Origin of the sequence: Arthrobacter sp. B2I5, assembly GCF_030816735.1 — a bacterium.
Lineage (GTDB): Bacteria > Actinomycetota > Actinomycetes > Actinomycetales > Micrococcaceae > Arthrobacter.
This window is the reverse complement of record NZ_JAUSYF010000001.1, coordinates 1,676,993-1,701,171: the sequence shown is the minus strand read 5'-3', so window position 1 is coordinate 1,701,171 and position 24,179 is coordinate 1,676,993. Positions and strand designations below refer to the sequence as shown.

The 24,179-nt window shown below is 65.5% G+C and carries 24 protein-coding genes, 2 tRNA genes and 1 other RNA gene; 12 read left to right on the top strand and 15 right to left on the bottom strand.

Translation table 11 applies throughout. The features are described 5' to 3' along the window. The first annotated feature begins 128 nt into the window (after positions 1-128). Both QFZ60_RS08190 and QFZ60_RS08185 read left to right on the top strand, forming a co-directional pair. Positions 129-1,208, top strand: a complete 1,080-nt coding sequence (locus tag QFZ60_RS08190; protein ID WP_307089633.1) for a LacI family DNA-binding transcriptional regulator — start codon at positions 129-131, stop codon at positions 1,206-1,208. Beyond that, a complete protein-coding gene (locus QFZ60_RS08185; protein ID WP_307089631.1) occupies positions 1,208-1,966 on the top strand; it encodes an alpha/beta hydrolase in 759 nt (252 codons plus the stop codon). Before QFZ60_RS08190 ends, QFZ60_RS08185 begins: the two co-directional genes overlap by 1 nt. A 19-nt stretch (positions 1,967-1,985) precedes the next feature. Here QFZ60_RS08185 and QFZ60_RS08180 read toward each other — a convergent pair whose 3' ends face one another. Beyond that, positions 1,986-2,900 carry an aldose 1-epimerase family protein gene (locus QFZ60_RS08180; RefSeq protein ID WP_307089628.1) on the bottom strand — a complete coding sequence of 305 codons (915 nt, stop codon included), beginning with the start codon at positions 2,898-2,900 and terminating at the stop codon, positions 1,986-1,988. 82 nt (positions 2,901-2,982) lie between these two features. Here QFZ60_RS08180 and QFZ60_RS08175 point away from each other — a divergent pair, with 82 nt between their 5' ends. Beyond that, entirely contained in the window at positions 2,983-3,690 is a 708-nt protein-coding gene (locus QFZ60_RS08175; RefSeq protein WP_307089626.1) for a DNA alkylation repair protein, read from the top strand. A gap of 27 nt (positions 3,691-3,717) precedes the next feature. Here the strand turns inward: QFZ60_RS08175 and mptB are convergent, their stop codons facing one another. After that, positions 3,718-5,274, bottom strand: a complete 1,557-nt coding sequence (gene mptB, locus QFZ60_RS08170; RefSeq protein ID WP_307089625.1) for a polyprenol phosphomannose-dependent alpha 1,6 mannosyltransferase MptB — start codon at positions 5,272-5,274, stop codon at positions 3,718-3,720. Positions 5,275-5,428: 154 nt separating this feature from the next. Between mptB and orn the strand changes: the two genes are divergently transcribed. The 3 genes from orn to def all read left to right on the top strand — a co-directional run bounded on the left by orn (position 5,429) and on the right by def (position 6,967). After that, positions 5,429-6,058, top strand: a complete 630-nt coding sequence (gene orn / locus QFZ60_RS08165; RefSeq protein WP_307089622.1) for an oligoribonuclease — start codon at positions 5,429-5,431, stop codon at positions 6,056-6,058. A gap of 130 nt (positions 6,059-6,188) precedes the next feature. Further along, positions 6,189-6,261: transfer RNA gene (locus tag QFZ60_RS08160), tRNA-His, on the top strand. A 133-nt stretch (positions 6,262-6,394) separates the two neighbouring features. Beyond that, a complete protein-coding gene (gene def / locus QFZ60_RS08155; RefSeq protein WP_142116731.1) occupies positions 6,395-6,967 on the top strand; it encodes a peptide deformylase in 573 nt (190 codons plus the stop codon). Between the two features lie 38 nt (positions 6,968-7,005). Here def and QFZ60_RS08150 read toward each other — a convergent pair whose 3' ends face one another. The 5 genes from QFZ60_RS08150 to rnpB form a co-directional block, all read right to left on the bottom strand. After that, positions 7,006-7,803 carry an HNH endonuclease family protein gene (locus QFZ60_RS08150; RefSeq protein ID WP_307089619.1) on the bottom strand — a complete coding sequence of 266 codons (798 nt, stop codon included), beginning with the start codon at positions 7,801-7,803 and terminating at the stop codon, positions 7,006-7,008. Between the two features lie 127 nt (positions 7,804-7,930). After that, positions 7,931-8,140, bottom strand: coding sequence for a hypothetical protein (locus QFZ60_RS08145; protein WP_307089617.1), 210 nt, complete (start codon positions 8,138-8,140; stop codon positions 7,931-7,933). A gap of 75 nt (positions 8,141-8,215) precedes the next feature. Beyond that, entirely contained in the window at positions 8,216-9,694 is a 1,479-nt protein-coding gene (locus tag QFZ60_RS08140) for a glyceraldehyde-3-phosphate dehydrogenase (RefSeq protein ID WP_142116735.1), read from the bottom strand. A gap of 269 nt (positions 9,695-9,963) precedes the next feature. Beyond that, positions 9,964-10,497: a TspO/MBR family protein gene (locus tag QFZ60_RS08135; protein ID WP_307089615.1), complete on the bottom strand. Its 534-nt coding sequence runs from the start codon at positions 10,495-10,497 to the stop codon at positions 9,964-9,966. 45 nt (positions 10,498-10,542) lie between these two features. Continuing rightward, positions 10,543-10,929: RNase P RNA component class A (rnpB, locus tag QFZ60_RS08130), an RNA gene on the bottom strand. Positions 10,930-10,986: 57 nt separating this feature from the next. On the opposite strand from rnpB, the gene QFZ60_RS08125 reads away from it, so the two are divergent. Then, positions 10,987-11,751: a YaaA family protein gene (locus QFZ60_RS08125; RefSeq protein ID WP_307089613.1), complete on the top strand. Its 765-nt coding sequence runs from the start codon at positions 10,987-10,989 to the stop codon at positions 11,749-11,751. A 79-nt stretch (positions 11,752-11,830) separates the two neighbouring features. Here the strand turns inward: QFZ60_RS08125 and QFZ60_RS08120 are convergent, their stop codons facing one another. Then, on the bottom strand, positions 11,831-12,568 hold the full coding sequence (locus QFZ60_RS08120; RefSeq protein ID WP_307089611.1) for a zinc ribbon domain-containing protein: 738 nt from the start codon (positions 12,566-12,568) through the stop codon (positions 11,831-11,833). Positions 12,569-12,676: 108 nt separating this feature from the next. Then, entirely contained in the window at positions 12,677-13,600 is a 924-nt protein-coding gene (locus QFZ60_RS08115) for a Nif3-like dinuclear metal center hexameric protein (RefSeq protein ID WP_307089609.1), read from the bottom strand. Between the two features lie 99 nt (positions 13,601-13,699). On the opposite strand from QFZ60_RS08115, the gene msrA reads away from it, so the two are divergent. The 3 genes from msrA to epsC all read left to right on the top strand — a co-directional run bounded on the left by msrA (position 13,700) and on the right by epsC (position 15,849). Continuing rightward, on the top strand, positions 13,700-14,224 hold the full coding sequence (gene msrA / locus QFZ60_RS08110) for a peptide-methionine (S)-S-oxide reductase MsrA (protein WP_307089607.1): 525 nt from the start codon (positions 13,700-13,702) through the stop codon (positions 14,222-14,224). A gap of 65 nt (positions 14,225-14,289) precedes the next feature. Further along, positions 14,290-15,225, top strand: coding sequence for a cysteine synthase A (gene cysK / locus QFZ60_RS08105; protein WP_056336829.1), 936 nt, complete (start codon positions 14,290-14,292; stop codon positions 15,223-15,225). Positions 15,226-15,264: 39 nt separating this feature from the next. Further along, positions 15,265-15,849 (top strand): serine O-acetyltransferase EpsC, encoded by a 585-nt coding sequence (epsC, locus tag QFZ60_RS08100; RefSeq protein ID WP_142031517.1) that lies wholly within the window; start codon positions 15,265-15,267, stop codon positions 15,847-15,849. Between the two features lie 107 nt (positions 15,850-15,956). Here the strand turns inward: epsC and gndA are convergent, their stop codons facing one another. Then, entirely contained in the window at positions 15,957-17,393 is a 1,437-nt protein-coding gene (gndA, locus tag QFZ60_RS08095) for an NADP-dependent phosphogluconate dehydrogenase (protein ID WP_307089605.1), read from the bottom strand. A gap of 231 nt (positions 17,394-17,624) precedes the next feature. On the opposite strand from gndA, the gene QFZ60_RS08090 reads away from it, so the two are divergent. Next, complete coding sequence (locus QFZ60_RS08090; protein WP_307089603.1) at positions 17,625-18,350, top strand: FadR/GntR family transcriptional regulator; 726 nt, start codon at positions 17,625-17,627, stop codon at positions 18,348-18,350. A gap of 204 nt (positions 18,351-18,554) precedes the next feature. Here the strand turns inward: QFZ60_RS08090 and QFZ60_RS08085 are convergent, their stop codons facing one another. The 5 genes from QFZ60_RS08085 to QFZ60_RS08065 form a co-directional block, all read right to left on the bottom strand. Further along, complete coding sequence (locus QFZ60_RS08085) at positions 18,555-18,845, bottom strand: hypothetical protein (protein ID WP_307089601.1); 291 nt, start codon at positions 18,843-18,845, stop codon at positions 18,555-18,557. Positions 18,846-18,942: 97 nt separating this feature from the next. Next, a tRNA-Val gene (locus QFZ60_RS08080) sits at positions 18,943-19,018 on the bottom strand. A 104-nt stretch (positions 19,019-19,122) separates the two neighbouring features. Further along, positions 19,123-20,043 carry an NAD-dependent protein deacetylase gene (locus QFZ60_RS08075; protein WP_307089599.1) on the bottom strand — a complete coding sequence of 307 codons (921 nt, stop codon included), beginning with the start codon at positions 20,041-20,043 and terminating at the stop codon, positions 19,123-19,125. Positions 20,044-20,056: 13 nt separating this feature from the next. Next, positions 20,057-20,551, bottom strand: coding sequence for a peroxiredoxin (locus QFZ60_RS08070; RefSeq protein ID WP_307089598.1), 495 nt, complete (start codon positions 20,549-20,551; stop codon positions 20,057-20,059). Further along, positions 20,548-20,967, bottom strand: coding sequence for a DUF3052 domain-containing protein (locus QFZ60_RS08065; protein ID WP_056336822.1), 420 nt, complete (start codon positions 20,965-20,967; stop codon positions 20,548-20,550). The genes QFZ60_RS08070 and QFZ60_RS08065 overlap by 4 nt, the downstream gene beginning before the upstream one ends. Before the next feature lie 429 nt (positions 20,968-21,396). Here QFZ60_RS08065 and aceE point away from each other — a divergent pair, with 429 nt between their 5' ends. Beyond that, on the top strand, positions 21,397-24,138 hold the full coding sequence (gene aceE, locus QFZ60_RS08060; RefSeq protein ID WP_307089595.1) for a pyruvate dehydrogenase (acetyl-transferring), homodimeric type: 2,742 nt from the start codon (positions 21,397-21,399) through the stop codon (positions 24,136-24,138). The last annotated feature ends 41 nt before the right edge of the window (positions 24,139-24,179 follow it).

Genomic DNA, 24,179 nt, shown 5'->3' with positions numbered 1-24,179 from the left:
TGGGAAAGCGCGTTCCCACTGCTTCAATGATGCACGGCGCGCTTTCAGTTGGCAAGCGCTTTCCGGAAGTAGTTTGAACTGCCATAATGTGCTTAGCCTTTGAGCCCGTTCGACGACCAGGAGATGCAGTGGCTGCAAGTACCCTTACAGAGGTGGCGCGCCTGGCCGGCGTCTCGCCCGCCACCGCTTCCCGCGTGCTGAACGGCTCGGCCCGTAAACCGGGCAAGGACATTGCCGAACGCGTGCGGCAGGCAGCGGATTCGCTGGGCTATATCCCCAACGCGCAGGCGCAGGGCCTGGCGAAGTCCAGTTCCGGCCTGATCGGGCTGATAGTCCACGACATCGCCGACCCCTATTTCGCCGCCATCGCCAGGGGCGTGCAGGAAGCCGCCCGGGAACAACGCAAAATGGTGCTGCTCGCCACCACCGGCGGCGGCCCGGCCGAGGAGAAGGAAGCGGTGGCCGCTTTCGCGGCGCGCCGCGCAGACTCTATTGTGATCGCCGGCTCACGTTCCTGCCGTGACGAGGACCGGGACGGCAACGCCGAACTGGCCGCCGAACTTGACCGGTACTGCCGCAACGGCGGGCAGGTTGCCGTGGTGGGACATCCGGTCGTGGGTGCAACCGCAACAGAGGGATACCACGTCGTCAAAGTCCCCAACCAGGAGCTTGCCCGGCAGCTCGCCACCGGGCTTGCGGAGGCCTGGGACGGTGACTTCGTCATTGTGGGTGGCCCTGAGGGACTCCTGACGTCGGATGACCGGGTCCGGGGCTTCCAGGAAGGACTGGAGCGCGCCGGGCGCCGGCCGGCAGAGGTGGTCCGGACAGGGTTCAACCGGTCCGGCGGATACGACGCCGGACTTCAACTGGCTGCCAGGATCAAGGCGGCCCGGTCCGGGGACGCACCGGCACCTCGGCTGTGCATCTTTGCCGTCAACGACGTCATGGCCATTGGCGCCGCGGCGGCGCTGCGGTCCGAGGGGCTGCGGATTCCGCGCGACGCCGCCATCGCCGGCTTTGACGACATTGAAACCCTCCGGGACTTCCGGCCGGCGCTTTCCACGGTCCGGCTGCCCCTGGAGGACATCGGGCGCATTGCCACCCGGTCCACCGGCCCGGGTAGCCACGCTGAAGAGGCGGAAGGCCCGGCTGCCAATGGCATCACCGGCGAGGTCACCCTGCGGCGCAGCACGGAAGCGGCAGCCTGATGGCACCACGGGGGCTGACAGCGGTTCCGGCGTGCCGGGAAGCCGACGGCGTGCGTCCTGCCATCCTGGTGCTTCCCGGCGGGGGCTATGCCCGCCAGGCCGACCATGAAGCGGAGCCGGTGGCACAGTGGCTTGCCTCGCTGGGGATCCATGCCTTTGTGCTCCGCTACCGGGTGGCCCCGGACCGGCATCCCGCTCCACTGGAGGACGCCAAGGAAGCCATGCTGCATATCCGGAACGGGCAGCACGGGCTCGCCGTGGACGCGGGCCGCGTTGGCGTCCTGGGGTTCTCCGCCGGCGGTCACCTGGCCGCCACTCTCAGCACGGCGGCGGCCACCGGAAACCAGGACCTTGACGTTCCCGCGGCAGTGCCGGACCTTTCGGTACTTTGCTACCCCGTCGCGTCCCTGACGCACGAAACGCACGAGGGATCGGTGGCGAACCTCCTTGGCGACGCGCCGCCGTCGGCCCTCCTCACGGCACTCTCCGCGGAGTTGAACGTCACGCCCGGCACCCCGCCGGCGTTCCTCTGGCACACGGCCGACGACGAGGCAGTCCCGGTCAGCAACAGCCTCAACTACGCCAGGGCGTTGATTGCCGCGGGGGTTCCGGCGGAACTGCACGTCTTCCCGGAAGGACGGCATGGGCTGGGACTGGCGGGCGGCGAACGGGGGCCGGAGCAATGGACATCACTGTGCGCAGCGTGGCTGGAGCGTGCAGGGTGGGCGAACTCCCCCGGCGGAGCGGCACGGAATTGAAGCGGGCCCGGCCGGCCGGTTAGCGGGCCTTTCCAGGCAGCGCCCGGATGGTCCACTCCGCTGAATGTGATGCGCCGGGCTGCAGGTGGACCAGGTCGGTGCCTGAATGCAGTGCGTCCGGCGGGCAGGTCATGGGCTCGACAGCCAGGCCCAGGCGGTCCGGGCCCACCGGCTTGTCCCCGGTGTGCACCTGGACCCAGGGCCACTCCGCCCCCCATTCCAGTTCCACTCCCGTTCCCGATGGATCCAGCACCCGGACCCGCGCCAGGCCGTGGCCATCGCGGGAGATGTCCTTAAACGCGTGGTCGATCTTCACGTCTCCCAGGCGCCGCGGCGAGCGGAAGTCGAAGGCTCCCCCGCCCACCTGCCGCATGCCCACGGGAAGCAGCCGGTCCGGCGTGACCTCAAGATAGGCATCGGCCGGAAGTTCCAGGGACCAGTCATCCAACGGGGACGGACCGGCCACCAGGTAGGGGTGGGGGCACACCCCGTACGGCGCGGCGGCGGAACCGGTGTTGACGGCCCGGACCATTCCGCGGAGCCCGTCATCGGAAAGCGAATAGGTGACGGTGAGTTCCAGTTCGCCCGGGTAGTCCGGTCCGGCGGGGATGCTGCAGCCCAGGACTGCCCGGTCCGCCGCTTCCTCCAGCACTTCCCAGGGCTGATGGATGGCCAGCCCGTGCAGCGCGGCCCCACGTTCGGGTTCATTGACTGTGGCGGCGTAGGGCTTGCCGGCGTAGGCGTAGGTGCCGTCGGCGAGCCGGTTGGGCCAGGGCGCGCAGATGACGCCCCGGTAATCGGGAATATCGCCTTCGGGCCCAAAGCCCACCACCAGGTCCCGGTTCCCGTGGCGCAGTTCGCGCAGCGCCCCGGCACGCCGGGTAACGACGGCGGAATAGGGTCCGTGGGCGAGATGGACGTCGGTGCCGGGCATGAATTCCCCCAGGTTCGGTATGTGTGTTAGCGCTCACTAGCGTACCGCACCTTCACCTGTCGTGGGTGGCTAGAGTTGCCTCATGGAAACGGCCGCCGACCAGGACCTCATCGCGGCCGTTAGAGATGCGCTGCGGGAACTCGCCAATCCTGAACGTGCCGCCGGCGCCCAGGCCTACATGAAGTCCGCGATCCCCTTCCTGGGCGTCCGGGTTCCTGACGTGCGGCGCATTGTGGCGCGTGCTGCGGCAGACTTTCCGCCCGTGTCCGCTGGGCAGCTGCGCGCCACCGTGCTGGAGTTGTGGCGCACAGCCGCGTTCCGGGAAGAGCGGTATGCGGCCATAGACCTGACGGGAATCCGGTTGGTTGCCCGGGATCTGGAGATGCTGCCCGTCTACGGGGAAATCATCCGCTCAGGGGCGTGGTGGGACTTTGTGGACGGCGTGTCCGGACGCATCTGCGCCCTGCTGCAGGCACACCCGGTGGCCGTGTCAGCCACAACTAGGGAGTGGAGCCGCGATCCGGACCTTTGGATCCGCAGGGCCGCCATCACCTCCCAACTGTGCGCGAAAGGGGCCACCGACACCGCACTGCTCGCCGCCGTGATCGAGCCGAACCTGGCGGACCGTGGGTTCTTCATCAGGAAGGCCATCGGCTGGGCTTTACGTGAATACGCCAAAACGGATCCCGGGTGGGTGGAAGCTTTCGTGGTCCGTCACCTGGACGCCTTGAGCCCGTTGTCCCGCAGGGAGGCCTTGCGCAGGATCGCCTCCCCGCGGGAGCCGCAGTAGGTACGCCGCCGGCTGTGCCGGGTACGGCTAGATCACGGGGCGTTCGACGACGGGCTCGTGCGTTTTCCGGAACAGCGTCCGGGTTCCGGGGTCCCAGAAAATCAGGTACAGGGCGAACAGGAGGGCCGTCAGCGCCGCGGCGATCCTGGCCAGGGCAAGGGCGAAACCCAGATCCTGGGTCTGCAGGTAGGGGAAGACGTCCAGCTGGTCCGAGATGGCGTAGATCATGAAAAAGGACACCACGAAGTACAAGGCCTTGACCTGCCAGTCATTGCGGATCCCGGTCACGGCGAAGAGCGGGATCAGCCAGACAACGTACCAGGACTGGATGATGGGGGCCAGCAGCACCACGGCGGCGAAACCGAGGGCCAGCCGGCGCATCAGCCGGTCGTAGTCCCCCTTGAATATCTGCCAGGCGACGATGGCCACGGCAAGCAGCTTCCCGGCGTCGAACACCCAGCCTGCGGGCACGGAGCCGTCCAGTCCGAACGCGTTGGCCAGGGACCCCACCACCATGCCGAGCAGTCCCACCGGGGCGTACCAGATGGAGATGCTGCCTGGAGCGGACAACCCGTTGATCCAGCCGAAGCCGAACCCGTTGACCATGCTCATCGCGGTCAGGAGCGCCAGGCTGATGCCGGCCGTCAGGGCCCAGAAGGCACCCTTCCGCAGCCAGCCTGCGTTCTTCCCTGCCCACAGGAGGCCGATGAACGGCAGGAAGACGATGGTGATGGGCTTCACGGCGATGGACAGGGTCACCAGCACGATGCCCCGGACCTCCCGGCGGGTGGCGGAGTAATAGAGTCCTGCCAGGGCCAGCCCGATCATCAGGGAATCGTTGTGGACGCTGGCGATGAAGTTGGTCAGGAACAGCGGGTTCGCCACGGTCAGCCAGAGGGCCCGGTGCGGGTTGACCCCATGCAGCTCGGCCAGCCGGGGCACGTAAATGACGCACAGCACCACACCGGCCAGTGCCACCAGCCGGAACAGCATGACGCAGGCCTCCGGCTGGACATTGGTGGCCCACACCACGAACTGCTCGATCCACAGGAACAGCTGCCCATAGGGAACCGGGGCTTCGGTCCACATTTTGTCTGCGCCGAGCTGGAAGTAGTTGGACAGGGCGGAGATGCCGTTCTCGTAAGGGTTGAAACCCTCCACCATCAGGCGGCCCTGCCCAATGTAGGCGTAAACGTCGCGGCTGAAGAGCGGCACGCTGAACATCATGGGGAGCCCCCACGCCATCACTGCGGCCAGGGTGGCGCGCCGGGCCTGCGGTCCCCATACACGGACTTTCTGGCCGAGCCGCAGCCAGGCGCGGACCAGCAGCATGCCCCCAGCCGCCACCAGGACAATGGACAGAGCCACGCCGGGGGCCTCAGTGCGCATCCAGATGAAGAGGGGCATTCGGCGCAGTTCCGAGACAGGGGCCAGCCAGCCCACGCCGAAGGATCCAATGACCATGAACATGGAGCCCAGGAAACCGGCGAGCAGGGATGAGCGTGGATTGTCCACCTCGGCACTGCCCATCCCGGCAAAGCCGGCCGCCGCCATCTCCCCCGTTGCGGGCACAGGCGCCGTCATCTCAGGATCGTCCAATCTTTTGCGTTTGCCGCGGTTTGCCCGGCGGACCGGGCGGTGCCGGCGGAGGGTGGTTCAGGGCGGAGGGGCGACCCGCCGCGTACCCGAAATCCTAGCATCGGCAAGGCGCCCGGAGGTGTAACGGTAGGCTGGTCCGGTGCCTATATCTAACGAACGAATCGTCTGGATCGACTGCGAAATGACCGGTCTGGACATCAAGAACGACGCCCTCATCGAGGTGGCAGCCCTGGTCACCGATTCGGAACTGAACATCCTGGGCGACGGCGTTGATGTGGTCATCAAACCCGACGACACCGCGGTGGCCCAGATGTCCGACTTCGTCCGGGACATGCACACCAAGTCCGGGCTCCTGGCGGAGCTTCCGCACGGCAGGACCATGGAGGAGGCGGAGGCCGCGGTCATGGAGTACATCTCCGCCTGGGTTCCGGACCCGCGCAAAGCACCGCTCGGCGGCAATTCGGTGGGGACGGACCGGGTGTTCCTCTCGCGGGACATGCCTGCCGTGGTGGAACATCTCCACTACCGGGTCATCGACGTCAGCACCATCAAGGAGTTGTCGCGCCGCTGGTACGCGCGCGCCTACTTCCAGTCCCCGGCAAAGAAGGGCGGCCACCGCGCCCTCGGGGACATTAAGGATTCGATCGATGAACTGCGGTACTACCGGGAAGCCGTGTTCGTCCCCGCGCCCGGGCCCGACAGTGCCACGGCCCAAAAGATCGCCCGGGGGATCACCGCCGGCGGGCCGGTTGAAGAGCCGGGCAAGTGATCTGCGCCATGTTCCCGTGAAATTTTGCTTCAAAAGGCTGAAAGTGGACAAAGCACCCCTTTCGAGCAGGTAAGCTATTTGAGTTGCGTTTCCAGGGAGCCGGTAAAGCGGATTTCCCTTGAGGCACATGGTGGGCGTAGCTCAGTTGGCAGAGCGCCTGGTTGTGGTCCAGGAGGTCGCGGGTTCAACCCCCGTCGCTCACCCTCACGGGGCGGCACATGCAGCCGTCAAAAAAGGAGGCCGCACCGGATATCCGGTGCGGCCTCCTTTTTTGTGCCCCACCGGGGTACGTGCAGGAATACCGGGGACACCGCGAAATGTTGAAGGACAACTGATATGACCGTTCTGCCAATCACCATCTGGGGCGAGCCTGTCCTGCACCGGCGCGCGGCCGAGGTGGAGGTCTTCGACGATGAACTGCGCACCCTGATTGCCGACATGTTCGAAACCAACGAGGCTGCCCATGGTGTGGGCCTCGCCGCCCCGCAGATCGGCGTGGGCAAGAGGATCTTCGTGTACAAGTACGCCAACGACGACGACGCTCCCCCAAGCGGCGTACTGGTGAATCCTGTCCTGACCCTGTCGAAGGTTTCCGGCGCCGCTCCCGACCCCGACGAGGAGGAAGAGGGCTGCCTGTCCTTCCCCGGTGAGCAGTATCCGCTCAAGCGGGCCGAGTGGGCACGGGTGGAAGGGTTTGACGGCTTTGGAAACCCGGTCAAGTTCGAGGCAACAGGCTGGTTCGCCAGGGTGATCCAGCACGAATACGACCACCTGGACGGCAAACTGTATGTCAACCGGCTGATCGACCGCTATTCCCGCAGGGCCATGAAGCAGGCCAAGAAGAACGGCTGGGGCGTGCCGGGGCTGACGTGGATGCCGGGAGTGGACCCGGACCCGTTCGGCCACTGACACCTTCCCGCCGCTGAACCCGTTCCGGGCCGGGACCGTCAGCGGGCCGTGATGGTTTCCTGCCCGGGGCAGGAGCCGAGCACCTTCTTCATGGCGTCCTTCTCAGCTGCCGTAACCCATAGCCCGTAGGCGGCCTTCACGGAAATCTGCCGGGCCACGTAATGGCAGCGCAGCGCAGTGTTCTTCGGCAGCCAGGTGGCGGCGTCACCGGCACTCTTCTGCTGGTTCGCCGCCCCGTCCGCCGCAATGAGGTTCAGCGGATCATTGGCCAGGCTCTGGCGCTCCTTCGGCCCCAGGCCCTGGGCTCCCTTTTGCCAGGCGTCACCCAGCGCCACCACATGGTCGATCTGGACGGCACGGCTGCTTTCGGAACCGCGGCGGAAGTCCACGTCCTGGCCGGTATAGGGCTCCCGGAAGTGGCCCGCCGTCACCTTGCACGTGGAGCCTTCGGAGAACACCACGTCGGCAAGGTCCCTGCGAAGGATGTCGTTGCGGGTATCGCAGCCGTTCCGGTCAACGTCCAGCCACGCCTGGCCGAAGGCCTCCCGGCTGTAACCGGTGTTCGGTGCACGGCCCTTCACGGCCAGGCCGTCCAGGGCGGCGAGGGCTGTGCCCGCCGGCACGGGGTTGGGTTCCTGGACCGGTTTCATCCAGGCGGCGTTGAAGACGGGCGCCTCCGTCGGTCCCTCCGGCGCCGGCCCGCCGGCCGCGAACTGTCCCGCTGTAAAGAACCAGGACAAGGCGGCGACGACGCATACAGCCGCCGTCACGAGCAGCGCCCACGCCTGGCGGGAACGGCGGCGGGCGCGTCGGTAGGCGGACCAGCTGACGGTCATGGCGTTGACGCCGGCAGGGGAAATTCAGGCACCCCAAGAGCCTAGGACAAAGGGCTTGCCCGTCCTCTGATATCCACACTGTTGGGGACGAGTGATGTCTCACACGTCCATGGCCACCGCCGTCGGGTTACTGCTCCCTGGTAACCCTTCGAAGGTCTTCCTCGGCAATGGCCAGCAGTCCCTCGAGCTGGCGCACGCGGTCCTCGCTGACATCCCCGGCCTTATGGGCGGCGCGGGCACGTTCGAGCAGCCGGACTGCTTCCTTATGGTTTGCCTTGGCCACGTCCAGGGCGTGTTCGAGGGTGGTGTCGTGCTGAAGCGTCGATTCGTTGTCCATGCCACCAGTGTGGTCCGGTTTCCCGGCTGATTCCAGAGAACCAGCCGGGAATTCCCGGGACGGCTGCGGAATTGGTCAGACGGCGATGGCGGCCAGGGCGGCGGCGCTTTCCTTGGCGGGGAACGACGGCGGGTTCACGCCGGCCATTTCCTCCATGACGCGCACCACCTGGCAGCTGTAACCGAATTCGTTGTCGTACCAGACGTAGAGGACCAGGTTCTTGTCGGTGGAGACCGTGGCGAGTCCGTCGACGATACCTGCGCGGCGGGAGCCGACGAAGTCGGTGGACACAACCTCCGGTGAGTCGATGTAGTCGATCTGCTTGCGGAGGTCCGAGTGCAGCGACATTTCACGCAGGTAGTTGTTGACCTCGTCCTTGGTGGTGCCGTTTTCCAGGCTGAGGTTCAGGATGGCCAGCGATACGTCCGGGGTGGGGACGCGGATGGAGCTGCCGGTCAGCTTGCCGAGCAGTTCGGGCAGGGCCTTGGCCACCGCCTTGGCGGCACCGGTTTCGGTGATGACCATGTTTAGGGCTGCGGAGCGGCCGCGGCGGTCACCCTTGTGGAAGTTGTCGATCAGGTTCTGGTCGTTGGTGAAGGAGTGGACGGTTTCCACGTGCCCGTGCACCACGCCGAACTTGTCGTTGATGGCCTTCAGCACCGGGGTGATGGCGTTGGTGGTGCAGGATGCCGCGGAGACGATCCGGTCTGAATCGTTGATGTCGCGGTGGTTGATGCCGTGGACGATGTTCTTGAGTTCGCCCTTGCCCGGTGCGGTCAGGAGGACCCGTGCCACGCCCTTGCTCTGCAGGTGCTGGGAAAGCCCCTCGGCGTCGCGCCAGCGGCCGGTGTTGTCCACCACCAGGGCGTTGTTGATGCCGTAGGCGGTGTAGTCGATCGTGGCGGGGTCGTTCGAGTAGATCACCTGGATCTGCACGCCGTTGGCGGTAATGGTGTTGGCGTCCTCGTCGATCCGGATGGTGCCCTCGAAGGATCCGTGGACGGAGTCGCGGCGCAGCAGGCTGGCGCGCTTGGAGAGGTCGTTGTCGGAGCCGCGGCGCACAACGATGGCGCGCAGGCGCAGTCCATGGCCACCGCCGGCCTTTTCGATGAGGATGCGGGCCAGGAGCCGGCCGATGCGGCCAAAGCCATAGAGTACGACGTCGGTGCTGGTGCGGTCATCGCCGCCCCGCTTGCCCACGATCTCGGCGAGCTCAGCGCGGAGGAATTCCTCCAGGGTGGCGCCGTTGCCTTCTTCCTTGAACTTCTGGTTCAGGCGGGCGATGTCGATCGCGGCAGCGCCCAGCTCGAGGTTGGCCAGCGTGTTCAGCAGGGGCGCCGTGTCCTCCAGGAGCAGTTCGTCCTTGCTCATCCGGCGCGCAAAGCGGTGTGCCTTGAGGATGTTCATGGTGGACTTGTTGATCAGGCTCCGGCCGTGGATGCTGGTCACCACGTTGTTTTCGCGGTACAGCCTGCCGATCACCGGGATCATGGCCTCGGCGAGGGCCTCCCGGCCCATCCACGTATCAAGACAAGAATCAGACGTCTGGCTCACAGAAATACCTTCCTCGGTTCAGCCGTGTACGTCCTCGTACACGGATGTAGGCCACCTGATGATGTCCAGGGGCACCGGCGCCTGCAGGGATGGCCCCCAGGCGCCTGGATCGCGTGCAAAGAAAAACCGCCGGCTGCGGACGCAACTTTCGGCGGTAGAACTCCTGCGTCCGTGAACCATTCTAATTTGGCCGGCTGCAGGGAACACGCTTGCGCTGCGTGAAATCACTCACATGGCCGCGGACCCGCACAGTCCTGCCGTTGTGGGCTTTAGTTGTGGACGGCTGAATAGAGGTTCAGGCTGGCGGAAAAGACGATCCAGGAAAAGTACGGCAGCACCAGGAAACCGGCGAGGGCGTCCACCGGCCCGAACCGCAGGATCAGGAAGGCAAGGGTTGCGGCGAGTGCGCAGATGACCAGGAAGGCGGCCCACAGGGCGGCAGCACCAAGCATCGGGTACAGGGCGAAAAAGGCCGCCGGCCACGCCGCGTTGAGGAGGAGCTGGACGACGTACCCTGCACGGGCGCCTCCGGTCAGGCCGCCCTTGCGCCAGACCAGCCATGCGGCTGCCGCCACCCCGGTGTACAGCAGCATCCAGGTGGTCCGGAACATCCACGTCGGCGGCATCCACGGTGCTTTCGCCGAACCGGCATACCAGCCGTTGGAATTGAGGATGATCGGAACCGACGCGAGAAGCCAGGCAATGCCGGACAGTGCAAGGAACCCGCCAAGTGCGATGATCTGGGAACGGACGCCGGGGACGCCCGCCCGGGCCGCGCGACGGGGATCAGGAGTTACAGGCACGGTCCAGCATCCCCAACACGGCGGCTCGTGGTCAAACCGGGTGTGCGGATGGGACAGCCGGTACGCCGGGTTCTGTTCTCCCCTCCCGTTGCCGGAAAGGGAGCGACGGCCATCCATCTACGAGTACCGTTGCCGGCACCCTCCAGCGGCCTACCCGGACACTCGGGCGGGCAGCCCTCGAACGTGTCCTGTCTGGCCTTGCTCCGGGTGGGGTTTACCTAGCCTTCCCGGTCACCCGGGAAGCTGGTGGTCTCTTACACCACCGTTTCACCCTTACCTGCCCTGCCGGCCAAAGCCGGACATGCAGGCGGTCTGTTTTCTGTGGCACTGGCCTGCGGGTTACCCCGAGTGGGCGTTACCCACCACCCTGCCCTGCGGAGCCCGGACGTTCCTCGAGTCACTTGCGTGGCGCGCGGCCGTCTGGCTGTCCCATCCACGACCAGTCTACCGGCGCCCGCAGGCCGCTTTTGTCGCCGGTAGGATCGGACGGTGCTGATTCTGCTTCCCCCTTCCGAAGGCAAGACACCTGCGCTCCGCGGGCCCGCCGTCGACTGGTCCTCGCTGGGCTTCCCGGAACTCAACCCGTACCGCGCCAAGGTCCTGGAGGCGTTGGGAACGGCCAGCGCGCACCAGGACGCCCTGGCCCTGCTGGGTGTGGGGGCCTCGCTGCGTGAAGATGTTGAACGCAATACGCGCCTGCATGCCGAACCGGCCGCGCCGGCCCACAGCATCTACTCGGGCGTCCTTTACGACGCGCTGGGCTACCGGAGCCTGACACCGGCCCAGCGGCGCAAGGCGGATGCGTCCGTCCTGGTGATTTCCGCACTGTGGGGAGCCCTTCGCTTCGGCGACAGCGTCCCCGCCTACCGGCTTTCCATGGGCACGGCCCTGCCCGACGTCGGCCGGCTGGCTCCATTCTGGAAGGCACAGCTTGGGCATACTCTGGGCGGCGTGGCCCAGGGACACCTGCTGGTGGACTGCCGCTCCAGCACCTACGCGGCCGCCTGGACGCCGCCACCGGGACAAACCGTGACGGTGAACGTTTTCACCGAAGCCGGTGGAGTCCGCAAGGTGGTGAGCCACTTTGCCAAGCACACCCGGGGCGAACTGGCGCGGCACCTGCTGTCGCGGCGCGGCAAAGCCCCGGCGGCGCCGTCGGACCTTTTGAAGGCTGCCCGGGAGAAATGGGACGCCGAACTGGTGCCGGGCACAGCCCGCAAGCCGCACGCCCTGAACATTATCCTGCCGGGCTGATCACCCATCCCCACCCAACTGAGTAGCGCCAAGTGCCGTTCTGACCCGTCAAAACGACATTTAGCGCTACTTACTTGGGTCAGGCCCACTCGTCGGAACGGACCAGGATGGCGCCCGAATCCGGGCAGAACACGATGTCGTCCGCGGCCGCGGCCTTGATCTCCGCGAGATCGCCGGGACTGAGCTTCATGCCGGAGGCTTCGGAGGTGCCGTGGAACAGCCGTGCCGCACCCACCCCGCGTTTTGCCAGGGTCTTTTCGTAGACCGCCACCATGCCCGCATCCAGGGCCGCGGCAAATTCAGCACGCTGGGCGCGAAGGCCTGCAGCTTCGGTTTCGACCTCGGCGAGGGCAGCGTCAAGCTCTGCCCTGATGGTGGCGAAGGAGCCCTGGATGTCGTCAACAATCTGCTGCTGGGCCGCCTGCCGTTCCCGCAGGCTGTCCAGCCGCTCCATGACTTCCAGTTCCACGTCTTCAAGGTCGGAGCGCCGCTTGTTGAGCGAGGCGATGTCCTTTTGCAGCGCAACCAGATCCTTGGAAAGGCCCGTGCCGCTGTTGAGCCTGGCTTCGTCGCGTTCGATCCGTGAAGCGACCTGTTCGACGTCGGCCTCCGCGCGCTTGAGCGCGGCTTCGGCGTCGTGCACAGCCACCTTCGCTGCACCCAGTTCACCATTGGCAACGGACAGGGCGGCCTCAAGGTCCGTGATGCGGGGATCGTTTTCCAGCGTGCGGCGGCGGTTGGCGAGGCCCTTCAGCCGGGCATCCAGCCCCTGCAGTTCGAGCAACTTCAACTGTTCCGCCGGTGCTGCCTTGGCCACTGTTACCTCCGCTAGATCCCTTCCGGCCGCAGCCGGGCACCGAACCGGCGCTTCCTAGACTCTAGCGCGTGGCCTGCTCCCCCGTTGTGCCGCATCCCCACCGCCCGTTTAGCCGGGGGTCAGGATGAAGTCCCACGGATCGCTGTTGGTGGTGCTGACCTGGATCTCCACCTCATGGCCCTGGTCGGCCAGGACGTTGCCCAGGGCTGCAGCGGCCGCGGGGAGCCACAGCCATTCACTGGCAAAGTGCGAAACATCCACCAAATAGGGCCGTCCGTTCAGGGCGGCCTCGCGTGCCTCGGAGGCCGGGTGGTGGCGAAGGTCCGCGGTGACGTAAACGTCCGCGTTGCTGGCCCGCACCTCATTAAAGAGGGAATCGCCGGCGCCGCCGCAGACCGCAATGCGCCGCACCAGTCCGTCCTTGTCGCCGGAGACCCGCACTCCCCCGGCCACGGACGGAAGGATTCCGAAGACCCGGGCGGCGAAGTCACCCAGGCTCATGGCGTCCGCGAGGTCGCCCACCCGGCCGATGCCTTCCTCCGGCAGTCCGTTGGCCGCCACCGTGAGCGGCGCGACGTCTTGGAGGCCCAGGGCGTCGGCCAGGACATCGGAAACGCCCCCGACGGCGGAGTCCCCGTTGGTGTGCACCGTCAGCAGTGCCGTCCCCGACTCGATGAGCCGGTGGACCGCGCGTCCCTTCGCCGAGGTTGCCGCGACCGACGTGACGCCCTTCAGCAGGAGGGGGTGATGGGTGATGAGCAGCTCCGCTCCCCACTCCACGGCTTCGTCGATGACTTCCAGGGTGGGATCCACCGCAAACATCACCTTGGTCACCGGGGCGGACGGATGGCCTGCAACAAGCCCTACTTCGTCCCAATTCTCCGCCAGCGACTCCGGCCACAATTCCTCCACCGCCAGGAGCAGTTCGGCCAACGTGGGCGCTTCCGCGGAACCGGCCGGAGCCGGCGTGTCCGGGGAGGCTTTGCCGTCGTGTTCTGCCTGGCCGGTAACGTCGGTGTCCACAGGTTCCATAGTCTTAGTTTTACCCCATCGGCTTCCGGCCGCCGCAGTTTATGGCGCCGGTCCCGGCCGCCGGGGAATGATCCGGGGCCGTCAACCATTGAAGAGGTCATGAAAACTTTTGTTCTTGGCGGAGGCTGCTTCTGGTGCCTTGACGCCGTCTACCAGAAGACCAGGGGCGTCACCTCGGTGGTGTCCGGCTATACCGGCGGGCACGATCCCCACCCGGACTACTACTCGGTCTGCAATGGAACCACCGGTCATGCCGAGGTGGTGGCGGTGACCTTCGACGAGGAGGTCATCCCTGCGGAAGTCATCCTGGACATGTTCTTCGCCCTGCATGACCCCACCACGCTGAACCGGCAGGGATACGACGTGGGTACCCAGTACCGTTCCTCGATGTTCTACGAGACCACCGAGGAGAAAATCCTGTTCGAGGAAGCCATCGAACGCAACCAGGCCCTGTGGCCGCACCCGATCGTCACGGAGGTCAGCCGGCTGCCGCGGTTTTACGTGGCCGAGGAATTCCACCAGGACTACTACGCCAAACACCCTGAGCAGGGGTACTGCCAGGTGATCATCAACCCCAAGCTGGCAAAGGCCCGGAAATATTACTCTGCGTGGCTTAACGCTTAGCCTGTCGTTACACGGCCTCGTTAGGCTGACCTCAGTATTCACCCCTTAGAGATAGGCGTATGTACATGGCACGGATCTATGACGATGTGACGCAACTGGTGGGCGGGACTCCGCTGGTCCGGCTTAACCGGCTCAGCGAGGGGCTGGACGCCACCGTTGCCGTGAAGCTGGAGTTCTACAACCCGGCCAACAGCGTCAAGGACCGCATCGGTGTTGCCATCATCGACGCCGCGGAAAAGTCAGGTGCCCTCAAGCCCGGCGGGACCATCGTCGAAGGCACATCCGGCAACACGGGCATCGCCCTGGCCATGGTAGGTGCCGCCCGCGGGTACAAGGTCATCCTCACCATGCCCGAGACCATGTCCACCGAGCGCCGGGTCATGCTGCGCGCCTTCGGTGCGGAGATCGTCCTTACCCCGGGCTCCGAAGGCATGCGCGGCGCCGTGGAAAAGGCCCAGGAGATCGTAGCCAACACCGAGAACTCCATCTGGGCCCAGCAGTTCGCCAACGAAGCCAACCCGGAGATCCACCGCAGGACCACCGCCGAGGAAGTCTGGGAAGACACCGACGGCGCCGTGGACATCTTCGTTGCAGGCATCGGCACCGGGGGAACCATCACCGGCGTCGGACAGGTGCTGAAGGAACGCAAGCCCGGCGTGCAGATCGTGGCCGTGGAGCCCAAGGACTCCCCCATCCTGAACGGCGGCGCCCCCGGCCCGCACAAAATCCAGGGACTGGGCGCCAACTTCATCCCGGAACTGCTGGACACCAACGTTTACGACGAGGTCATCGACGCAACCCTTGAGGACTCGGTCCGCGTGGCCCGCGAGCTCGGCATCAAGGAAGGCATCCTGGGCGGCATCTCCTCCGGAGCAATCGTCTGGGCCGCCCTGGAACTGGCAAAGCGCCCGGAAAATGCCGGGAAGCTGATCGTGGCGGTCGTGTGCGACTTCGGTGAGCGTTACATCTCCACCGTGCTCTATGACGACATCCGCGGCTGATCAGACCGCCGTCCGCCCGTTTCCTGTAGAAAGAACTTTGTGGGCTTTTTCGCAAGACTGAAGGAAGACCTCGACGCCGCCCGGTCCCACGACCCGGCGGCTCGAGGTTCTTTTGAGAACTTTTTCGCCTATTCCGGCCTTCATGCCATCTGGATCCACCGCTTGACGCACCGCATGTGGCAAAACCCGTCGCTGCGGTTTCCGGCGCGCCTCCTGTCCCAGCTGGGCCGGTCCTGGACCGGCATTGAGATCCATCCCGGTGCCACCATCGGCCGGAGGTTCTTCATTGACCACGGCATGGGGGTGGTAATCGGTGAGACCGCGGAGATCGGTGAGGACGTGATGATCTACCACGGCGTCACCCTTGGCGGGCGTTCACTGGCGAGGATCAAGCGCCACCCCACTATCGGGGACCGGGTCACCATCGGTGCGGGCGCGAAGATCCTGGGGCCCATCACCATCGGCCGGGACAGTGCCGTGGGCGCCAATGCCGTGGTGGTCAAGGACGCGCCGCCGGAATCGATCCTTACCGGTGTTCCTGCCAAATGGAGGCACCGGGACGCGCAGCGGGAGACCAAGCCCGCCGTGGACCCCGCCGAGTACGAGATCGAATACCATCTCTAGCCGTCCTGATCAGGCCTGAGGCCTGATCAGGACGCGCATGACAACAAAAGGCGGGCAGTTTCCGGATCACCGGAAACTGCCCGCCTTTTGCGTACCTGCAGCGGAACCTAGTGGGTGTCCACCGCTTCGATTTCGGACTTGTCCTCGCCCCAGAGGGTGTGGAAGGTCCCCTCAGTATCGATGCGGCCGTAGGTGTGCGCACCGAAGAGGTCGCGCTGGCCCTGGATCAGGGCAGCGGCCACGCGCTTGCGGCGCAGGCCGTCGTAGTATGCCAGCGATGAGGAGAACACCGGCACCGGGATGCCGAGCTGGACCGCGGTGGCAACAACGCGGCGCCAGGCCGGCAGGGCGTCGGCGATGGCCTTGGTGAACGCCGGGGCGAACAGCAGGTTTGCCGGCTTCTCATCCGCGGCGTACGCCTTGGTGATGTCCTTGAGGAGCTCGGCACGGATGATGCAGCCGGCGCGCCACAGGGAGGCGATCTCGTCCAGCTTCAGTTCCCAACCGTATTCCTTGGCGGCCGAGGTCAGCATGTCCAGGCCCTGGGCGTAGGAGACCAGCTTGGAGGCGTAAAGCGCCTGGCGGACGTCCTCAACGAACGTCTCCGGGATCTCGACGTCGGCCTCGTTGCCTGCCAGCAGTTCCTGGCCCAGCTTGCGCTGTTCACCCTGGGAAGAGAGGGCCCGGGCGAAGACCGATTCGGCGATGCCGGAAACCGGCGAGCCCAGTTCCAGGGCGGAGATGACGGTCCAGCGGCCCGTGCCCTTCTGTCCGGCAGCGTCTACGACGACATCAACGAACGGCTTGCCGGTCCTGGCATCCACATGGCCCAGGACCTCGGCGGAAATCTCGATCAGGAAGGAGGACAGCTCGCCCTGGTTCCATTCGGAGAAGATCTTCGCCTGCTCGGCGGGCTCGATGCCGGCGCCGGAGCGGAGCAGGTCGAAGGCCTCACCGATGACCTGCATGTCCGCGTATTCGATGCCGTTGTGGACCATCTTGACGAAGTGGCCCGCGCCGTCGGTGCCGATCCAGGCGCAGCAGGGCTCGCCGTCGACCTTTGCGGAGATCTTTTCCAGCAGCGGGCCGAGGGCCTTGTAGGACTCCTTGGAGCCGCCGGGCATGATGGAGGGACCGTTCAGGGCACCCTCTTCGCCCCCGGAGACGCCGACGCCCACGAAGTGCAGGTCCTTTTTGGCCAGCGCGGCTTCCCGGCGGCGGGTGTCCTCGTAGTGGGAGTTGCCGGCATCGATGATGATGTCGCCCGGCTCCAGCAGCGGCTCGAGCTGCTCAATGACCGAATCCACGGGCTTTCCGGCCTTGACCATGATGAGCACCCGGCGGGGCTTCTCGAGGGAGTCAACCAGTTCCTGGAGGGTTTCGGTCCGGATGAAGTCTCCGTCGGAGCCGTGCTTCTCCAGCAGCGCGTCCGTCTTCTCCACCGACCTGTTGTGCAGGGCAACCGTGAACCCGTTGCGGGCAAGGTTACGGGCAAGGTTGGCGCCCATGACGGCGAGGCCGGTGACACCGATGTGTGCAGACATCAATAACTCCAATTCATTGTTAGCCCCGGGTGCCGGCTTCCACAGGCGGGAAGACTCCGGGACGTATCAGGGGGTCGGAATAAAGCATATATATTCTGGCGGTGACGCGAAAGTAACGGGGGCGTAATGGAACATTTTGTGTCGGTGCCAGTTTAGGACTGGACCCTCCGATATCCCGCCGGCAGCGGTACAGGCGCAGCCGGGCGCGTGCCAGCAACTAGGCTTAGCAGCATGACCAGCAGCCTCCACCACCGTGCCATCGACAACCTTGGCACCCGCATTATCTCGGGGGATCTCCCTGCCGGCCACGTCATGCTCGCGGAGCAGTTGGAGGATGAGCTGAAGGTTTCCCGCTCCGTGATCCGGGAGGCCGTGCGGGTCCTCCAGTCACTTGGCCTGGTGGAAACCACCAAGCGTGTGGGCATCCGGGTGCTGCCGGCAAGCCGCTGGAATCCGTTCGATCCGCAGGTCATCCGCTGGCGGCTTGCAAGCGACGCCCGCGGCGCCCAGCTGCGTTCCCTCGCCGAACTGCGAGCCGCGGTGGAACCCGCTGCCGCCGAACTGGCCGCCCAGAATGCCCCGGCCGCGCTGCGGATGGAACTGGTGGACGTTGCCCGTGCCATGCGCGAGGCCGGCAACAACGGCGAGGTTGCGCGCTTCCTGGAACTGGACATCCGGTTCCATTCCCTGCTGCTTTCCGGTTCCGGCAACGAGATGTTCGCCAACCTCATGGGACAGGTGGCGGAGACCCTGACGGGCCGCACCGTCCATGGGCTGATGCCGGACCATCCGCATCAGGCCGCCCTCCAGTGGCACGAGGACGTGGCTCAGGCCATTGCCAGCGGTGATGCCGCGTCTGCGCGTGAGGCCTCGGACCGGATCATGCGGCGCACCATGTCGCAGATGGCCGATACCTGGACGGAGCAGCCGCGGGTCTTCATCCCTGTCCGGCAGTGATCAGCTGCCGCCAAAGCTGAGGAGGACTTTGCCGGAGGATCCAATCACACGGCGAGGGCTCCGACGGGATGACTTTTTGTTTCCGGCAGTTCACGGTATATTCATCCCAGGCCCTCCACCGCGGCATCCCCCAATAGTCGCGGTGGAGGGTTTTCCAATGCCCGAAAACAGCACCATCCGAAAGACACGGTGACCCGGGATTGTTCAGGCTGCACCCGCTGCCGTCTCCCTGAGCCGCCAGCCCCCACCGGCTCCACCGCGCTCCAGGTAGAGGGTGGTCAGGGCCGACTTGCTGTTGTTGCCCAGCCTCACCTGCAACTGCAGGACCTCGACGTCCACACCGCTGTTGCCCTTCGGCATCCGCCGGCTGGTTTCCCACCAGTTGATGCGTTCGAACCATCTGACCGGCTCGGCACCAACTGACCATTCCCTGCCCCGGCTCAGCACCGCCGTCGGCCTTCCACTGTTGTCTGTCCGCACTATGACATGTTCCATTCCTGCAACGTATGGCAGGGGTCCGACAATGGGGCAGGAGGTGCCCAACAAAAAACCCGCCGTCCCTGCCTGGAAGGCTGGGACAGCGGGTGTATTTTGGTGGGTCCTACCGGGATCGAACCGATGACATCCACGGTGTAAACGTGGCGCTCTACCAGCTGAGCTAAAGACCCAAAACACGCGGTTTCCGGCGATAATGCCGCAACCAACGAACATAAACTCTACCCGACAGTGGACCTGAAACGCGAATCCGCGCCCTGAGCCGGCCCGGGCGCCACTACAGGGAGGGAAGTTCACCGGCGAGGTACCCCAGCGCCTGGCTGACGCCGGTTTCGAGCTTGATGGTCGCCTTGTCATCACCCCGCGTTTGGCCCCGGTTGATGATCACCACCGGCTTGGACTCCCTGGCGGCGTGCCGCACGAACCGAAGGCCGCTCATGACCGTCAGCGATGAGCCGGCCACCACCAACGCGGCTGCCCGGTCCACCATTGCATAGGAACGCTCCACCCGGTCCTTGGGCACATTTTCTCCGAAGTACACAAAGTCCGGCTTCAGGGTCCCGCCGCAGGCAGGACAGACCGGCACCACGAAGCTGCTGATGAGGGCCTGGTCCTCCACGGTAGCGTCGGCGTCCGGGGCCATTTCCACCAGCCCGGAGGCCGCTGCCCGTTCCAGGAATCCGGGGTTGAGTTCCTCAAAAATGCCGGCCAGAAGGCGCCGGGTGTAGGTCCGCCCGCAGTCCAGGCAGATCACCTGGTCATACCGGCCATGGAGGTCGACGACGTTGGAGCTGCCCGCGTCCTGGTGCAGGCGGTCAACGTTCTGGGTGATCAGGCCGGTGAGGTAGCCGCGGCGTTCCAGTTCCGCCGCCGAATAATGCCCCTGGTTCGGGTCCGCGTGCCGCATGTGGGACCATCCGATATGGTTCCTGGCCCAGTAACGCCGCCTGTTGCCCGCATCCCGGACAAACTCCTGGTAGGTCATGGGCCGCCGGGGCGGCGAGTCCGGGCCGCGGTAGTCCGGGATCCCGGAGTCGGTGCTCAGGCCGGCGCCCGTCAGCAGCGCGAACGGGGCGCCGGCAAGAAGGTCACGGATCCTGGCGAGTACTTCCAGGTCATCGCTTGAGGGCGGAGCAGGGGCTACCGGCGGCATGCTTGCAAAGCCGGTAAGGCCCGTCCCCTGCCGCTGCTCCGCCATCTGCCCAGTCCTGTCAGTCCTGCTTCAAATCCGCCAGGGCTGCGCGGTATTCGCCAAAGTCCCGGGCCTGGCCGCGGGGATTCACGACGCAGTAGCGGATTCTGCCGTCAGTGTCGATGATGAACGTGGCCCGCTTGGCCATGCCGCTGTCGGCATCGAACACACCGTAGGCGTTGGCCACGGCTCCATGGGGCCAAAAGTCGGCAAGGAGGTCAAAGGTGTAGCCTTCCTGCGCGGCATAGGCACGGAGGCTGAACTTGCTGTCCACCGACACCGCCAGGACCACTGCGTTCGAACCCTCGAATGTGGCCAGGTTGTCCCGTATCTCGCACAGCTCGCCGGTACAGATCCCGGAGAACGCAAACGGATAGAAGACCAGCGCAACGTTTTGGCCCCGGAAGGATGACAGCTTCACCGGCTCGCCGTACTGGTTGGCAAGCTCAAAGTCAGGGGCTGTTGCCCCCAGCGCAGGGACAGCTGCGGAAGCGGCTTCAACCGCTGCCGTCATTTGTTCTTCCTGCTGACCAGGCGGGTGGCGCTCCAGTCCTTTGACACTCCCGCTGACGTGGTGACGTGGAGGCCGGCGGTGGGTGCAGCTTCCTGGATGTCAGCGGGCGAAACGTAGCCGTCCCTGCCCGACTTGGGGGTGAGGACCCAGACAACGCCCGTTTCGCTCAGGGTAGTGAGGGAATCCATCAGGCTGTCCACCAGGTCGCCGTCGCCGTCGCGCCACCAGAGGATGACGGCGTCCGCTACCTCATGATCGTCCTCGTCCAGCAACTCGGAACCGGTGAGGTCCTCAATATCGTCACGCAAGTCGAAATCGACATCGTCGTCGTAACCGAACTCCTGAATCAGATCCCCGTTTTTGAAACCCAATTTTTCCGCCACATTTACCGAAGTGGCGGCGTCGGCCTCGCTCACGTGTTCCTCCAATACCTCATATATGCGCTGTGCATAGTGATTTCCATTACTCCCCAAGCCAACACCCTTTGTGCCTGCGCTTCAAGCTGCCGCCCCCGGGACTGCGCATATTCTGCGTCACATCCCGCTGCGGCATCCCGGCGGAAGGGGCTTTTTGCCACACAACCAGTATGACGAACGAAATACAACTGCAGCACCTGGCCCGCAGCTACGCATCGTGCAGCGGTCAGGGCTAGAGTGGCTGATGACAACTATGGCTGCGGGACGACAACCTTGTGACTTTCGTGCAGGCATAGGAGCGCTAGGAAGCTGCCCGGCACACATGCCCGGGCTGTTGTAACCGATACGTCGCACACGGCGTATGTACGCCGGGCAGTCACCCTGCCTGGCCTGAGTGCGCCGATTCATGCGCGCAAAGAGAGGTTGGACGTGGCTGCAGGAGAAGATACCTCCCATATCCTCAGCGGGTTGACTAACCAGCTGCCTGATCGTGATCCGGAAGAGACTGCCGAGTGGGTTGAGTCCCTGGACGCGTTGATCAGGGAACAGGGCACCGAGCGTGCCCAATACATCATGCGGAGCCTGCTGCAGCGCGCGGGCGCGCAGAGCGTCGGGGTGCCGATGGTGACCACCACCGATTACGTGAACACGATCCCGGTGGACCAGGAAGCCGAATTCCCGGGCAACGAGGAGTACGAGCGCCGGTACCGGGCGTACATGCGGTGGAACGCCGCGGTCATGGTCCACCGGGCGCAGCGGCCCGATATCGGGGTCGGCGGGCACATCTCCACCTACGCCGGGGCCGCGACCCTGTACGAGGTCGGGTTCAACCACTTCTTCCGCGGCAAGGACCACCCCGGCGGCGGGGACCAGGTCTTCTTCCAGGGCCACGCCTCCCCCGGCATGTACGCCAGGGCGTTCATGGAAGGACGCCTGTCCGAGGAGGACCTGGACGGGTTCCGGCAGGAAAAGTCCCGGGCCGGCCACGCCCTGTCCTCCTACCCGCACCCGCGCCTGATGCCGCACTTCTGGGAATTCCCCACCGTGTCCATGGGCATCGGCCCGATGAACGCGATCTACCAGGCCCAGAACAACCGCTACCTGCACAACCGCGGCCTGAAAGACACCTCTGACCAGCAGGTCTGGGCGTTTCTGGGCGACGGCGAAATGGACGAGCCCGAGTCCCGCGGCCTGCTCCAGCTGGCAGCGAACGAGAACCTTGACAACCTGAACTTCGTGATCAACTGCAACCTCCAGCGCCTGGACGGCCCGGTGCGCGGCAACGGCAAGATCATGCAGGAACTCGAAGCGTTCTTCCGCGGCGCGGGCTGGAACGTGATCAAGGTCGTCTGGGGCCGGGAGTGGGATGACCTGCTCACCCGCGACACCGACGGGTCCCTGGTGAAGATCATGAACGAGACCGTCGACGGGGACTACCAGACCTACAAAGCCGAATCCGGCGGGTTCGTCCGCGAACACTTCTTCGGCAAGACCCCGCAGACCAAAGACCTCGTCGCGGACCTGACCGATGACCAGATCTGGAACCTCAAACGCGGCGGCCACGACTACCGCAAGGTCTACGCCGCCTACAAGGCCGCCACCGAATTCAAGGGCAAACCCACCGTCATCCTCGCCCACACCGTCAAGGGCTACGGCCTGGGCCCGCACTTCGAGGGCCGCAACGCGACCCACCAGATGAAGAAACTGACCCAGGATGACCTGAAGAAGTTCCGCGACCACCTCCGGATCCCCGTCACCGACGAACAGATCGAGAACGACGCGTACCGGCCGCCGTACTACCACCCCGGTAACGACGCCCCGGAAATCAAGTACATGATGGAACGCCGCGCCGCCCTCGGCGGGTCCGTGCCGGAGCGCCGGAACACCCACGCCGAGATCGCCTTGCCGGACGCGAAGTCCTACGAGGTGGCCAAGCGGGGTTCGGGCAAGCAGCAGGCCGCCACCACCATGGCCTTCGTCCGGCTCCTCAAGGACCTGATGCGGGATAAGAACTTCGGCAAGCACATCGCCCCGATCATCCCCGACGAAGCCCGTACGTTCGGCATGGATGCGTTCTTCCCGACCGCGAAGATCTACAACCCCAAGGGCCAGAACTACCTGTCCGTGGACCGGGACCTGGTCCTGGCCTACAAGGAATCCCCGGCCGGGCAGCTGATCCACCCCGGCATCAACGAAGCCGGCGCCGTGGCAGCCTTCACCGCCGCCGGGACCTCCTACGCCACCCACGGCGTTCCCCTGGTCCCGGTCTACGTGTTCTACTCCATGTTCGGCTTCCAGCGCACCGGCGACGCCTTCTGGGCAGCAGCGGACCAAATGACCCGCGGCTTCATCATCGGCGCCACCGCAGGACGGACCACCCTCACCGGCGAAGGCCTCCAGCACGCCGACGGCCACTCCCCCCTGCTGGCCTCCACCAACCCCGCCGTCATCACCTACGACCCCGCCTACGGCTACGAAATCGGGCACATCATGCGCTCGGGCCTGGAACGGATGTACGGTCCGGACTCGAACGACAAGAACGTCATGTACTACCTCACCGTGTACAACGAACCCATCGTCCAGCCCGCAGAACCGGAAAACCTCGACATCGAAGGCGTCATCAAGGGCATCTACCTGCTCGCCCCGGCAAAGATCGACGGTCCCCGCACCCAGATCCTCGCCTCCGGCGTCTCCGTGCCCTGGGCCATCGACGCCCAACGCATCCTGGCCGATGACTGGAACGTCTCCGCCGACGTCTGGTCCGTCACCTCCTGGAACGAACTGCGCCGCGACGGACTCGCCGCCGAAGAAGAAGCCTTCCTCAACCCCGGCCAACCCGCCCGCACCCCCTTCGTCACCCAGCAACTCGAAGGCGCCACCGGCCCCATCGTCGCCGTGTCCGACTACATGAAAGCCGTCCCGGACCAGATCCGCCAATTCGTCCCCAACGAATTCGCCACCCTCGGCGCCGACGGCTTCGGCTTCTCCGACACCCGCGCAGCAGCCCGCCGCTACTTCAAAAACGACACCCACTCCATCGTGGTACGCGCCCTCGAAATGCTGGCACGCCGCGGCGAGGTGGACGTTGATGCGCCGGTCAAGGCGATCGAGAAGTACAAGCTGCTCAACGTCAACGCCGGCACCACCGGCAATGCCGGAGGCGAAGCCTAGGCCCTTCGGGCTGTAAAGCAGGACCCAGCCAGCAGCATCAC